The sequence below is a fragment of the Pseudomonas brassicacearum genome (genome assembly GCF_003732225.1).
Lineage (GTDB): Bacteria > Pseudomonadota > Gammaproteobacteria > Pseudomonadales > Pseudomonadaceae > Aquipseudomonas > Aquipseudomonas brassicacearum_E.
The window spans coordinates 125,935-138,787 of sequence record NZ_MOBJ01000005.1 but is presented as its reverse complement, the minus strand read 5'-3'; the positions used below and the strand labels follow the sequence as shown (position 1 = coordinate 138,787).

Sequence of the window (12,853 nt, the reverse complement as noted above, 5' to 3'; positions counted from 1 at the left end):
AACGTTTAATCTAGATGAGTTGGCACGTTACTCGATAATCTCCCAACCTTGAAGTCCAACTTGTCGGATGCGTTGCGACATGGGTCGCCTGCCGTAATCGGGTAGGATTGGACAAAATGTCGGGGCAAGCTCGAAAAAACAAGGAAATCCCGGGTTGAAACTCAGTGATATCGCCCAGTTGGCCGGTGTGTCTGTCACCACCGCCAGCTATGTCATCAATGGCAAGGCCGAACAGCAACGCATCAGCAACGCCACCGTCGAGCGCGTGCGCGCGGTGGTCGAGCAACATGGCTTCACGCCTAACCCTCAAGCCGCCGGGCTGCGCAGTCGGCACACCCGCACCCTGGGCTTCATTCTGCCGGACCTGGAAAACCCCAGTTACGCGCGGATCGCCAAGCTCCTCGAACAGGGTGCCCGGGCGCGTGGCTATCAGCTGCTGATTGCCAGCTCCGACGATGCACCGGACAGCGAGCGCCAGTTGCTTGCGCTGTTTCGCGCACGGCGTTGTGATGCATTGATCGTCGCCAGCTGCCTGCCGGCCGGCGATGACAGTTATCTCCAGTTGCAGGCCAAGGGCTTGCCGATCATTGCCATCGACCGGGTCATGGAGCCTGAGCACTTCTGCTCGGTGATCAGCGATGATCGCGAAGCCAGCCTGAACCTCACCCGCAGCCTGTTGCAGCCAGAACCCAAGCAGATTGCGCTGATCGGTGCGCGGCCTGAGCTGAGCATCAGCCAGGAACGTGCCGCCGGCTTCAAGCAGGCCCTGGTCGATTTCAAAGGTGACGTCTTGATCGAACACGGCGAGTCGTTCAGTCGTGACTGCGGTCGGCAGTTGATGGAGGAATTGCTGCAACGCCTCGGTCACCTGCCGGATGCGTTGGTGACCACTTCCTATGTGCTGCTTCAAGGCGTGTTCGATGCCTTGCATGACTTCCCGTTGAAAACTCGCCCGCTGCGCCTCGGCACTTTTGGTGACACACAGTTGCTGGACTTCCTGCCGCTGCCGGTCAACGCCATGGCCCAGCAGCATCAACTGATCGCCGATAAAGTCCTGCAACTGGCTCTCGCGGCGATTGAAGAAGACCATTACCAACCCGGCGTGCAAGCCATCGCGCGGACCTTCAAGCAGCGTATTCGCCAGGACTGAAACGTGGAGCTGATCGACAGCCACACTCATCTGGACTTTCCGGACTTCGACGAAGACCGTCAGGCGCTGCTGGCTCAAAGCCGCGCCTTGGGTGTGAAGCGGATGGTGGTGCTGGGGGTTTATCAGCGCAATTGGCAGCGGGTTTGGGATCTGGTGCAAAGCGATCCGGACCTGCATGCCGCATTTGGCCTGCACCCGGTCTACGTCGATGAGCATCGCCCTGTCGACCTGATTGAGCTGGCGGACTGGCTGACGCGTCTGGCCGGCCATCGGCAACTGTGTGCGGTAGGTGAAATTGGTCTGGATTACTTTCTTGAGGCTCTGGACCGCGAACGCCAGCAAGCGCTGTTTGAAGCACAACTGCAGCTGGCGGCGGACTTCCAATTGCCCGCGCTGCTGCATGTGCGGCGTAGCCATGCGGCCGTGATTGCGACCTTGAAACGCTTCAGGCTCAAACGCGCCGGCATCATCCACGCCTTTGCCGGCAGCCAGGAAGAGGCCCGCGAATACATCAAACTCGGCTTCAAACTGGGATTGGGCGGCGCGGCAACCTGGCCACAAGCCTTGCGCATGCACAAAGTGATCGCCGGTTTGCCACTGACCTCGGTGGTACTGGAAACCGATTCACCGGACATGGCGCCCGCCATGTACCCCGGACAACGCAACAGCCCTGCTCATCTGCCGGCGATTTGCGCGGCATTGGCGCAAATCATGGCCATCAGCCCCGAACAACTGGCCGCCGCCAGCACCGCCAATGCCTGCGAGCTGTTCAACTGGTAAGCCGTCTACCAATCTTCAAACCCTGAACGCGCTGATCAAGTGCTTCAACTGCACGACTTGGGCCGACAGTGCACGACTGGCGCTTTCGGTCTGGTGCGCACCTTCGGCGGTGCGCTCGCCGGCCCGGTTGATCTCGACAATGTTCTGGTCGATGTCGTGGGCCACCGCAGTTTGCTGCTCGACTGCCGCGGCAATTTGCTGGTTCTGGTCGACGATCATGCCCACCGCGCCCAGAATGTTTTCCAGCGCTTGCTGAACCTTTTCCGACTGACCCACCGTGCCACTGGCCATCTGATGACTGACGCCCATGGCCTTCACGGCCGCGCCAACGCCGCCGTGCAGCTTGGCAATCATCTGCTCGATTTCTTCAGTCGATTGCTGGGTGCGTTTGGCCAGGGTGCGGACCTCATCGGCCACCACCGCAAAACCACGTCCCTGCTCGCCTGCACGAGCGGCCTCGATGGCGGCGTTGAGCGCCAGCAGGTTGGTCTGTTCAGCGATGCTCTTGATCACTTCCAGCACGCGACTGATGGACTGGCTGTCACTGGCCAGTTGATTGATCACCAACACCGACGAATCGATCTCGCTGGCCAGTTGCGCAATGCTGCCTTATTGCGACTCGACCAACCCGCGTCCGCTAATGGTTTCGTCGTTCACGCTATGGGCACTGCTGACGGCAGCCGCGGCACTGCGTGCGACCTCTTGAGCGGTGGCCGACATCTGGTTCATCGCCGTGGCGACCTGCTCGATCTGCGTACGCTGGCCGGCCACCGCCTGATTGCTCTGGGCCGATACCGTCTCCACCTGACTCGCCTGACGCTCGACCTCGTTGACGGTCTTGCCGACCAACTCGATCAGGTCATGGATCTTGGCCACGGTGCCATTGAAGACGTTGCCCAGCTCACCCAACTCATCACGGCTATGGGCGGTAAACGTAACGGTCATGTCACCGGCCGCCACCTTGTCCATGACCCCGCCCAGACGCTTGAGAGTGGTGCGGGTGGAAGCGTAGAAACCACCGTAGAGATAGAAAATCAGCACAAAAACCGCCGACAGCGCCACCACTTGCAGCAGCATGTGCGTGCGATTTTGCTCCAGGCGTTGCTGCAATTGCACGTCGAGAAACTTCAGCGTCGCATCGTTCAGTTGATAGGTCTTCTCCATCAGCCCGGTGACCTGATCGTAAAAACCCTGCCACGGTTTATCGAGGGTATCGGCCATCACCACTTGCTCTTCAAACAGCTCGCTGGCTTGCTTGAGCGTTGCCTTACTGGCATTCGCCGAGGGTTCCAGCACCTCACGCGCAGCTTTACCGACACCCAACACATCCTGCAATTTCAAGGTGTATTCGGCCTGAAGCTTTTCAATCTGCGCCAGCAGTTCATCGAAACGGGTGCTCGAAGCGGAATTGAGAAACCCCTGCCCCAGCGAGTAGGCCCCCATCGCCCGGCCTTCGCCGAGGGTTTGCGTGACGCGTGGAGTGACATTGGTGATCAGCTCGCTCAATTGGCGCATGTCACTCTGGTTGTCGCGGCTCAGACCGGCCTGACTGGCGATGATCTGACCGAAAACCTGTGCATTACCGAGCAGTTTGCCGATCAACGCGCTTTTGCTTTGCAGGGACGTTTCTGCCTGCTGGGCCTTGAACGCCGCGATCATTTCATCGCGTTTTCCATCGAAAACACTGACCTGCTCAGGATCGATGGTCATCGCGCTCAGGCCTTGCAGGTGTGCAAGCACGTTCTGCTCAAGGACGCTGATCTTCGATTCGATATCTCCCGCCTTGCCGGACTGGCCGAGGGTCGCGTTGATCTGCACCAGGTTGTTCAAGGTTTCCAGATCCCGCCGTAGCGCCATACCACTGCCCAACAGGTCGAGACTTTGCAACTCGACCTGAGTGCCCTGGAATTCGCGATACGAGTCGCGGACCAGATAGAAATTGGTCACCAGCATGGGAAAGAAAAACAGCACGCTGATCAGGCTGAACTTCATGCCGAAGCTCAGGCGATTCATCAATGCAACGGCGGGATAGAGCAAACTCTTCACAGACGTCCCCCTTTCATTTCTTATTTTTATTCGCAGGCACGCAGATGCAGCAGATAGCCACTATGGCGCGCTGCTTCTGTATAGCTCAAATCGAGGAGGGGGTTTGTAACTTAAGGTTAACAGCTGGAGCGCACGCGCCCCTGTAGCAGCTGCCGAAGGCTGCGTTCGGCTGCGCAGCAGTCGCCAACTCAGGCACTGCGGTTTGTCAGGCTCACCGCGCAAGCAGGATTTACGACTGCTTCGCAGCCGAACGCAGCCTTCGGCAGCTGCTACAAGGCTGCGATCTTTTCGGCGTTATGCAGAAATCAGCGCAACACGGTCCAAACGGCAAACCCGGCATACCAGACCACCGCTGCCCGCAGCAGCAGTTCCCAGAGCTGATCCAGGCTGTTGATCCCTTCTGGCCCCGCCACTGGCGCAGGAATTTCACCCGCAACCATGCCGACTTTCTCGATCAACTGCGCAGCGCTGATGTTCCAGTTCAATAACTCATGGAGCATCACCCGACTGACCGCGACGAAGTTGCCTACCAGGGCAAAACTCGCGGCCAGCAAGCGTACCGGCAACCAGTCAAAGGCATGTCGCAATTGTCCGGCGCGCTCAACCAGAGCCGGGTTCTTGCTGTGTTCAGACGCCAGGGCCAGCAAGCGATAACTCAACGCTGCCACCGGGCCGAGCAGGAAGTACCAGAAAATCACCGCAAAAAAACTCTGGTAAGCCTCCCACAGCAAATGGGCTTGCACCCTTTGCAGCAGTTGCTCGCCACTGTCGGCGCAAATGTCCAGGTCACGTTTGGCGACATGCGCCGCCGCTTGCAGGTCTTCCCGGCGCCAGGCATCACGAAACGGTCCCAAGCCGCCGAGCAAATCACCACGGCCCAGGCTGTAAATCACCACCAGCAAATGCACCGGCAAGGCCAGCAAGCCGTAAGCAACCGGCTCCAGCACCAGCAACAACAAACCGAGCAACGCCACAGGGAACAGCACCAGCAATGCCAGTACCAGCCAAGGCCGATTCGTAAGTTTTGGGCTGGCTTCAAGTTTGGCCAGCTCGCGCAACCAACCACTGTCGCGCTGAACTTGATGACGCAAGGCCGAGAACTTCTCGATCCAGACCGCCAGCAGTAACACCAGAAAACTCATTGTGCTTCCCCTTTTTCCAGAGCAGCGCGGTAGCGCGCCCAGTCGAACGCCGGTCCCGGATCCGTCTTGCGCCCAGGTGCGATATCGCTATGACCCTGGATACGTGAATGGGTGATGGCTGTAAACGTAGACTGCAATTGGCGGGTCAGGGCAATCAGCGCTAGATATTGAGCATCGGTGAACGGCAGATCATCGGTGCCTTCAAGCTCAATCCCCACGGAAAAATCGTTACAGCCTTCGCGCCCTTCAAACCAGGAAACCCCGGCGTGCCAGGCCCGATCCAGACAAGAGACAAACTGCGTGATCGCCCCGTCACGTTCGATCAGAAAATGCGCAGACACGCGCAAGTCGGCAATCCCTTCAAAGTAGGGGTGCTCGGTGACATCCAGACGGTTCTGAAAAAATTCCTGCACCTTGCCCGTTGCGAACTGCGCCGGTGGCAGGCTGATGTTGTGGATCACCAGCAAGGAGATTTCGCCCGTGGGGCGCGCATTGAAGTTGGGTGACGGGCAATGGCGCACGCCTTCAAACCAACCGCTCGCGGGGTCCAACTGCATAGAGGCTCCTTCAACGACGGCTTTGATGGGCTCCAGTATGCCGTGATCGACCCTCAGGTTGCGATCACTTGCCGCGATTGAGTTGGCGTAAATTGCCAATCACCGACTCCAGCGCCCGATCGAACAACAAGGTGTCGTCGAGCGTGCGTACCGTGCCACGGCGAAACTCCAGAGCCAGCCCCGTGCGACTGCGCTCCAGAACTTTAAGGCCGGTACGGTTAACGAAGATGTACTTGCCCGTTGCCTGGATAATCGCGGCCAGCTTGCAGCGCAGCGTGTTTTCGTCGTCCTCCTGAAACTCGACCCAATTGCCCAGGCGCAGTTGATCGACCTGCAACAAAACGGCATCGTCTTCGGCCAGGAATACAGAAGTCGGCTCGATGGGGCCTTCTTCGGCGTCGCGGGTACGTTGCTCAAGCAGTTCGCTGCGACGGCGCTCATCGCTGGTGAAGGCGAGAAAGTCGCCCAGCAGTTCGGAGAAAATCGCCGGATCATCGACAAAGTCATTCAGCAGCCGCTGCACCACCTGCTCGATGCGCAAGTACAAGCTGTCACGCTGATGATCATCGCATTGCCCCCACCCCATCGCCGCTGCGGCAATTTCGTTGAGCAGACGCCGGGCCGGGTGACTGCTGCGGCTGAAGAAGCTTTTGTCGAGCACCGCGACCTTGAGCATCGGGATCTGCAAGCGACCGATCAGCGCCTTGAGGGAGTCCGGCAAATTGTGGTCGTCGAGGATGAACTCGAAAAGCATGGCGATCAGATTGATCACATCCTCGTCCGCCACCCCGACCACCCGCGACTTGCCACTTTTCACACTGACCCGGGTCAGCAACTGTTCGAGCTGATTGCGCAGGTCGAAATCATCCTGGGCGGCAGGGGCCGGCACGTATTGCTGCAAATGCGAGAGCAGGCGCAGCAGATCGCGGGTCGAGATGGGCTGGGCCTGGGCGCTGGCTTCGAGCGTCGGCGCAACACTGCCGCGCACGTGGTACAGCAACTCCTGCAATGCAGCGAAGACTTCCTGCACGCTTTCGTCGATGTGCGCGTTGCTGGATCTGGCGCCCGACTCACTGGACTCTGCATGAGCGCTGGCCGCCGCATGATCCGTGGCACGGCGCGCAGGAGCGGCCTTGAGTTCAGGCAGAACGCCGGTGGCAATCAGCAACTGGTTGGCTTGCGCGTACAGCTGATCGGCGTTGCTCAGTACATAGCGCTCGAATAATTTGAGAATGATCAGCTTGACCTTGATCTCCACCCCCAGATTGCGCCAGGCCTGCAAGAAGTACTCGCAGAGCATGGCCGGCCCCATGGGGTTGTGCGAATCATCCAGGGGCTTGCCCAGCAGCACGCTCAGGCGCGTGGTCAGTTGGCCCAGGGCAAAGCCGTCCCGGTTGAGCGCCTTGGCAACCATGGCCTCCAGCGCCACTTGCCGCTCAAGTTCGTCACTGGGAAGTTCGATCGAGGGGTCGAAACTCATCGCCAGCGGCAATGTGGTCTGTGTCAGTTCGTACTGGACAAGACCGACGAAGGCCTCGAAGAAACTCTCGAGAAAGCCGCGCTCGATGCTTTTGCGCTTGAGGCGCAAGTCGCGCATGGCTTCAAAGAAGGTGTTCTGGTCAACATTGTTCTGTGCCCGGTCGGCCATTTCGAACAAGGTGTCGTCGGCGTTATCGAACAGCTCCTGCAAGCCATGCCTGAGTTGTTGCGCAGCCTTGTCGCGAACCTGAAGCAGAATCACCGGCAGGCGGGCGAGCGGCGACGGATTCGCCTGATCGGTAGTCGCCTTGTGCAAAGGCACTACATTCCCGTCGTTGTGCATCCAAGCCTCCTGCAAAAGGGTGATTCCTCGGTTCGATGTGAAGCGGCAAACGCTCACAGCCGGCTCACAACGCAATCGTGATGCACTGCGCTGCATTTCAAGTTTCGGGAAGCCAAAGGGGCGTCAAAGCTATGACGTCAAACGCAAGGCGGATTATCTTGCAAAAGACCTCCCGAGTGCCAGCAGACTCTGCATCGACCCTTGAAATAGACCTGAATCACAGACCTTCAGGCCAGCGGATTAATGCTGGCAAGTCGACCAAATGCAGGCTTCAGAGCCCGGTGAATGTATTGGGTGCCTTGGGTTCGCTTGCGCCATGGCCCTATAATCGGGCCACTTTGTTTGTGGAGCTCGTTATGCCGAATCTACGCCTCGCCGATTTGACCGCCGAAATCGAAGCCAACGTGCGCCGTGCGTTGCTTGAAGACATCGGCAGCGGCGACATCACTGCACAACTGATCCCGGCCGAACGCCTGGCCAAAGCCACGATCATTACCCGCGATGCAGCCGTTATCAGCGGCACTGCCTGGGTCGATGCCGTGTTTCGGCAACTGGACCCGCGGGTCGCGGTGCACTGGCAAGTGCGCGACGGGGAACGCGTGAGCCCCAATCAGCCGCTGTTTCACCTCGAAGGCCCGGCCCGTTCGCTGCTGACCGGCGAGCGCAGTGCGTTGAACTTCCTGCAACTGCTTTCCGGGGTCGCCACTCGCGCGCAGTACCTGGCCGACTTCGTCGCCGATACTCAGGTGAAACTGCTGGATACCCGCAAAACCCTGCCTGGGCTGCGGTTGGCGCAAAAATACGCCGTGACCTGCGGCAACTGCCACAACCACCGTATCGGCTTATACGACGCCTTTCTGATCAAGGAAAACCATATCGCCGCCTGCGGTGGCATCCCTCAAGCCATCGCCGCCGCGCACAAGATCGCACCGGGCAAACCGGTGGAGATTGAAGTGGAGAGTCTGGCGGAGCTCAGGGAGGCCCTGGCGGCTGGTGCCGACATCATCATGCTTGATGAGCTGAGCCTGGACGACATGCGCGAAGCCGTGCGGCTGAATGCCGGCAAGGCGAAGCTCGAGGCCAGCGGCGGTGTCAACGAAAGCACGCTGCGGCCGATCGCCGAGACGGGTGTGGATTACATCTCGATTGGTGCGATGACCAAGGATGTGAGGGCCGTGGATTTGTCGATGCGACTGAGTCTCTGACAAAAAGAAACGCCAGCCGCATGAGGCTGGCGTTGCTTTCAAACCACCAGATTGTTCATCTCGCAGTATTCTTCCCACTCGACGCCCAGCACTTCGGCGGCTTCCTTGTGCAACGCAAGGCGCGTCGCTTCGTATTCTTCCGGCGTTGAGGTGTACTTGAGCGTCAGCTCCCAGGGCTGCAAGCCCTGCGCTTCTGCCTCGTCCTCGAACGCCCACTGAATCTGATCTTTCTGATCGTCAGCGCTCAGGTTCTTGATCTCTTCCATCAATTCGGGCGCATCAAGCATGTACTTCTTGAGGGCCTCTTCGTGCCGTGCTTCTTGTGTCAGTTCTTTAACGGTCATTTCGTTCTCTCTGATCTGGGAATGGAAGATGGATCTGGATCATCAAGGATCTCTCTGACGCGGAGTAACCGTTACAAGCCCGGTGAGTCCGGCCTTCAGAACCATTCGGGATCATCTGAAAACTGCTGGGCGATACTCATGCAAGCACCGAATATAGGACGTTTGGCCCGCGAATTACACGGCTCTTTACATCTCTGCCACAAAAAGTTTCATGCAGGGCGCGTCGGGAACAAAAATTCAAATCCCAAGTCATAGCGATGTGCCATATCGGTACTTCACAAGGAACCTCAGTGATGCGCAGTTTTTCGAAGCTTTCCTCTGTTCTGTCCGCCACCGCAATGACCACCCTGCTGGGCGTCCTGGCTCTGCCGTGCACCGCAATGGCCGGCATTGAGCTGGGCAACAGCAATGCGTCCTTCGGTGACAAACTCTCTGTCATCCACAATGAATACGGCAAGGACGTCCTGGTCAAAAGCGATCTCAGCGTCGACGAACTGAAAAAGATGCAGGAAACCATCAGCGACCAGACGCGCCAGATCGAAGAACTCAAGCGCAGCAGCGGTTCCAGCTCAAGCTCCAGCAGCAAGGAGATCGACGATCTCAAGAGCAAGGTCAAAGAACAGGAGCGTGACCTGGATAATCTCGGCCGGCAGGTAGAAGACCTCAAGCGCAACAGCGGCTCCAGCTCCAGCTCGAACAGCAGCGAGATCTCGAACCTGAAACGGGATATCAGCGATCAGGATCGTGCGATGGATCAGCTCAAACGTACCGTTGAGGAATTGAGCCGCAAGGTGAAATAAGGGGAAGTGGTGCCCGAGACAGGAATCGAACCTGCGACCTTCGCGTTACGAGTGCGCTGCTCTACCGGCTGAGCTACACGGGCGGTGGGCTAAACCTAGCACTGACTTTGGGGGCAGGCAACTTGGCCGGCCCCTCGATTTGCTTCAGACGACAAGATCGCAGCCTTCGGCAGCTCTTACGGGGGGATACACATCACACGATTATTGTAGGAGCTGCCGCAGGCTGCGATCTTTTGATTTTACGGCACACAGCAAAACGCCCCGAACCAGTCGGGGCGTTTGCTTGTTCAGCGCTTAAGCTGCGGGGTAATTAAACGCCCGAAGCCTTGGCAGCTGCTACGTCTTTGATGGACAGTTTGATACGGCCGCGGTTGTCCACGTCCAGTACCAGTACTTCCACTTCCTGGCCTTCTTTCAGGATGTCGGTCACTTTCTCAACGCGAGCGTCGCTCAGCATGGAGATGTGAACCAGACCGTCCTTGCCCGGCAGGATGTTGACGAATGCGCCGAAGTCGACGATGCGCTCAACCTTACCGACGTAGATCTTGCCGATTTCAGCTTCAGCGGTGATGCCCAGAACGCGCTGACGCGCAGCTTCTGCAGCTTCCTTGGTTTCGCCGAAGATCTTGATCGAGCCGTCGTCTTCGATGTCGATCGAAGCCTTGGTCTCTTCACAGATCGCACGAATGGTCGCGCCGCCTTTACCGATAACATCACGGATTTTGTCGGTGTCGATTTTCATCGCGATCATGGTCGGAGCGTTTTCCGACAGTTCGGTACGCGACTGGGCGATGATCTGGTTCATCTGACCGAGGATGTTCAGGCGCGCTTCCAGGGCTTGGCCCAGAGCGATTTCCATGATTTCTTCGGTGATGCCTTTGATCTTGATGTCCATCTGCAGCGCGGTAACACCTTTGGAGGTACCGGCTACTTTGAAGTCCATGTCGCCCAGGTGGTCTTCGTCGCCCAGGATGTCGGTCAGGACAGCGAACTTCTCGCCTTCTTTAACCAGACCCATGGCGATACCGGCAACCGGTGCCTTCATCGGCACACCAGCGTCCATCAGAGCCAGGGAAGCACCGCAGACCGAAGCCATGGAGCTGGAACCGTTGGACTCGGTGATTTCCGATACAACACGGATGGTGTACGGGAACACGTCAGCAGCAGGCAGCATGGCCTGAACCGAACGACGGGCCAGACGGCCGTGACCGATTTCGCGACGACCAGCGCCACCCATGCGACCACACTCGCCCACCGAGAACGGAGGGAAGTTGTAGTGCAGCATGAACGGGTCTTTTTTCTCGCCTTCCAGGGTGTCCAGCAGTTGTGCGTCACGGGCGGTGCCCAGCGTCGCGACTACCAGAGCCTGGGTTTCGCCACGGGTGAACAGTGCCGAACCGTGGGTCTTCGGCAGAACGCCGACTTCGATGTTCAGCGGACGTACGGTGCGGGTGTCGCGGCCGTCGATACGTGGCTTGCCGTTTACGATGTTTTCGCGAACGGTGCGGTATTCGATTTCACCGAAAGCAGCTTTGACTTCGCTGGACGAAGGCTGGCCTTCTTCACCGGACAGCTTGGCAACAACCTGGTCTTTCAGTTCACCCAGGCGAGCATAACGGTCGGCCTTGATGGTGATGGTGTAAGCCTGGGAGATCGCTTCGCCGAACTCGGCACGGATAGCGCCCAGCAGTGCGGTGGCTTCAGGCGCAGGAGCCCAGGTCCAGGTTGGTTTGGCAGCTTCGGCAGCCAGTTCTTTAACAGCGTTGATCACAACCTGGAACTCGTCGTGAGCAAACAGTACCGCGCCCAGCATCTGGTCTTCGGTCAGCTCTTTGGCTTCCGATTCAACCATCAATACCGCTTCCGAAGTACCGGCAACGACCATGTCCAGGCTCGATGCTTTCAGCTGTTCGTAAGTCGGGTTCAGCAGGTAACCGGTGCTTTCGTGGAACGCAACGCGGGCTGCGCCGATCGGACCATCGAAAGGAATGCCGGAGATAGCCAGTGCAGCCGAGGTACCGATCATCGCAGCGATGTCCGGATCGGTCTTCTTGCTGGTGGAAACGACGGTGCAGACAACCTGCACTTCGTTCATGAAGCCTTCCGGGAACAGCGGACGGATCGGACGGTCGATCAGTCGGGAAGTCAGGGTTTCTTTCTCGGAAGGACGGCCTTCACGCTTGAAGAAACCGCCAGGGATCTTACCGGCAGCGTAAGTTTTTTCCTGGTAGTGAACAGACAGAGGGAAGAAACCCTTGCCTGGATCGGCTTGTTTGGCACCGACTACGGTCACCAATACGCTGACGTCGTCGTCAACGGTGACCAATACTGCGCCGGAGGCCTGACGGGCGATACGGCCAGTCTCGAGGGTAACGGTCGACTGACCGAACTGGAATTTTTTGATTACCGGGTTCACGGTGTCCTACCTTCTTTGTGGCTCTTGGGGAACTGGTTTTCTTGCGAAATTCTTGGGCAACGTCGGGAATCGGCCCAACCCTTGTCCAGGGGTAAAACGTGTATCCAGATAAAACTTGAGGCTGGGAGCCTGCCATGGGCCAGCGGGAATCCCACTGACACACGGCAGACAACCAACCTCTAGCGCAATCGCTGATTAGCGACGCAGACCCAGGCGACCGATCAGAGCCTGGTAACGGCCCAGATCTTTGCCTTTCAGGTAGTCCAGCAGCTTACGGCGCTGGTTTACCATGCGGATCAGACCACGACGGGAGTGGTGATCTTTACCGTTGGCCTTGAAGTGACCTTGCAGCTTGTTGATGTTGTGGGTCAGCAGTGCAACTTGCACTTCTGGCGAACCAGTGTCACCAACAGCTTGCTGGTAGTCAGCTACGATTTGAGCTTTTTCTTGAACGTCGAGAGCCATGAGGCAATCCTTTTATCAGGAAACTGTTTCAGAGAAACAGCTTCAACAGGCCAGGGACAAATCCCTGTATCTAAAAATGAGTAGTGACCGTGCCTGTTAACAGCCACCCTCGCCAGCTCGCTGTTA

10 protein-coding genes, 1 tRNA gene and 1 pseudogene are annotated in these 12,853 nt (G+C 58.1%); 4 read left to right on the top strand and 8 right to left on the bottom strand.

Going from position 1 to position 12,853, the window contains the following annotated elements; translation table 11 throughout:
- Positions 1 to 154 precede the first annotated feature (154 nt).
- Positions 155 to 1,150 carry a catabolite repressor/activator gene (cra, locus tag BK659_RS06225; protein WP_123424224.1) on the top strand — a complete coding sequence of 332 codons (996 nt, stop codon included), beginning with the start codon at positions 155 to 157 and terminating at the stop codon, positions 1,148 to 1,150.
- Positions 1,151 to 1,153: 3 nt separating this feature from the next.
- Positions 1,154 to 1,930, top strand: a complete 777-nt coding sequence (locus BK659_RS06220; RefSeq protein ID WP_123424223.1) for a TatD family hydrolase — start codon at positions 1,154 to 1,156, stop codon at positions 1,928 to 1,930.
- A gap of 15 nt (positions 1,931 to 1,945) precedes the next feature.
- Here the strand turns inward: BK659_RS06220 and BK659_RS06215 are convergent.
- The 4 genes and pseudogenes from BK659_RS06215 to BK659_RS06200 form a co-directional block, all read right to left on the bottom strand.
- Positions 1,946 to 3,976, bottom strand: a pseudogene (locus BK659_RS06215) (methyl-accepting chemotaxis protein).
- A gap of 305 nt (positions 3,977 to 4,281) precedes the next feature.
- The gene (ampE, locus tag BK659_RS06210) at positions 4,282 to 5,118 is read right to left on the bottom strand and encodes a regulatory signaling modulator protein AmpE (protein ID WP_123424222.1); all 837 of its coding nucleotides are present in this window, start codon (positions 5,116 to 5,118) and stop codon (positions 4,282 to 4,284) included.
- The gene (ampD, locus tag BK659_RS06205) at positions 5,115 to 5,675 is read right to left on the bottom strand and encodes a 1,6-anhydro-N-acetylmuramyl-L-alanine amidase AmpD (protein WP_123424221.1); all 561 of its coding nucleotides are present in this window, start codon (positions 5,673 to 5,675) and stop codon (positions 5,115 to 5,117) included. The genes ampE and ampD overlap by 4 nt, the downstream gene beginning before the upstream one ends.
- 64 nt (positions 5,676 to 5,739) lie before the next feature.
- A complete protein-coding gene (locus BK659_RS06200; protein ID WP_123424220.1) occupies positions 5,740 to 7,497 on the bottom strand; it encodes a DUF1631 domain-containing protein in 1,758 nt (585 codons plus the stop codon).
- Between the two features lie 356 nt (positions 7,498 to 7,853).
- On the opposite strand from BK659_RS06200, the gene nadC reads away from it, so the two are divergent.
- Positions 7,854 to 8,702: a carboxylating nicotinate-nucleotide diphosphorylase gene (gene nadC, locus BK659_RS06195; RefSeq protein ID WP_123424219.1), complete on the top strand. Its 849-nt coding sequence runs from the start codon at positions 7,854 to 7,856 to the stop codon at positions 8,700 to 8,702.
- 38 nt (positions 8,703 to 8,740) lie between these two features.
- Here nadC and BK659_RS06190 read toward each other — a convergent pair whose 3' ends face one another.
- Complete coding sequence (locus tag BK659_RS06190) at positions 8,741 to 9,046, bottom strand: DUF6388 family protein (RefSeq protein ID WP_123424218.1); 306 nt, start codon at positions 9,044 to 9,046, stop codon at positions 8,741 to 8,743.
- A 293-nt stretch (positions 9,047 to 9,339) separates the two neighbouring features.
- Between BK659_RS06190 and BK659_RS06185 the strand changes: the two genes are divergently transcribed.
- Entirely contained in the window at positions 9,340 to 9,846 is a 507-nt protein-coding gene (locus BK659_RS06185) for a hypothetical protein (RefSeq protein WP_123424217.1), read from the top strand.
- A gap of 7 nt (positions 9,847 to 9,853) precedes the next feature.
- Here the strand turns inward: BK659_RS06185 and BK659_RS06180 are convergent.
- From BK659_RS06180 to rpsO, 3 genes are all read right to left on the bottom strand, one after another.
- Positions 9,854 to 9,929, bottom strand: a tRNA-Thr gene (locus BK659_RS06180).
- A 227-nt stretch (positions 9,930 to 10,156) separates the two neighbouring features.
- On the bottom strand, positions 10,157 to 12,262 hold the full coding sequence (gene pnp / locus BK659_RS06175; protein ID WP_123424216.1) for a polyribonucleotide nucleotidyltransferase: 2,106 nt from the start codon (positions 12,260 to 12,262) through the stop codon (positions 10,157 to 10,159).
- Positions 12,263 to 12,457: 195 nt separating this feature from the next.
- Positions 12,458 to 12,727, bottom strand: coding sequence for a 30S ribosomal protein S15 (gene rpsO, locus BK659_RS06170; RefSeq protein ID WP_003176135.1), 270 nt, complete (start codon positions 12,725 to 12,727; stop codon positions 12,458 to 12,460).
- Between the last annotated feature and the right edge of the window lie 126 nt (positions 12,728 to 12,853).

What these genes read in the sequence shown, in the direction of transcription:
- BK659_RS06190 (WP_123424218.1), bottom strand. Translation starts at nt 9,046, where the DNA reads ATGACCGTTAAAGAACTGACACAAGAAGCACGGCACGAAGAGGCCCTC.
- nadC (WP_123424219.1), top strand. Translation starts at nt 7,854, where the DNA reads ATGCCGAATCTACGCCTCGCCGATTTGACCGCCGAAATCGAAGCCAAC.
- BK659_RS06200 (WP_123424220.1), bottom strand. Translation starts at nt 7,497, where the DNA reads ATGCACAACGACGGGAATGTAGTGCCTTTGCACAAGGCGACTACCGAT.
- rpsO (WP_003176135.1), bottom strand. Translation starts at nt 12,727, where the DNA reads ATGGCTCTCGACGTTCAAGAAAAAGCTCAAATCGTAGCTGACTACCAG.
- BK659_RS06185 (WP_123424217.1), top strand. Translation starts at nt 9,340, where the DNA reads ATGCGCAGTTTTTCGAAGCTTTCCTCTGTTCTGTCCGCCACCGCAATG.
- ampD (WP_123424221.1), bottom strand. Translation starts at nt 5,675, where the DNA reads ATGCAGTTGGACCCCGCGAGCGGTTGGTTTGAAGGCGTGCGCCATTGC.
- ampE (WP_123424222.1), bottom strand. Translation starts at nt 5,118, where the DNA reads ATGAGTTTTCTGGTGTTACTGCTGGCGGTCTGGATCGAGAAGTTCTCG.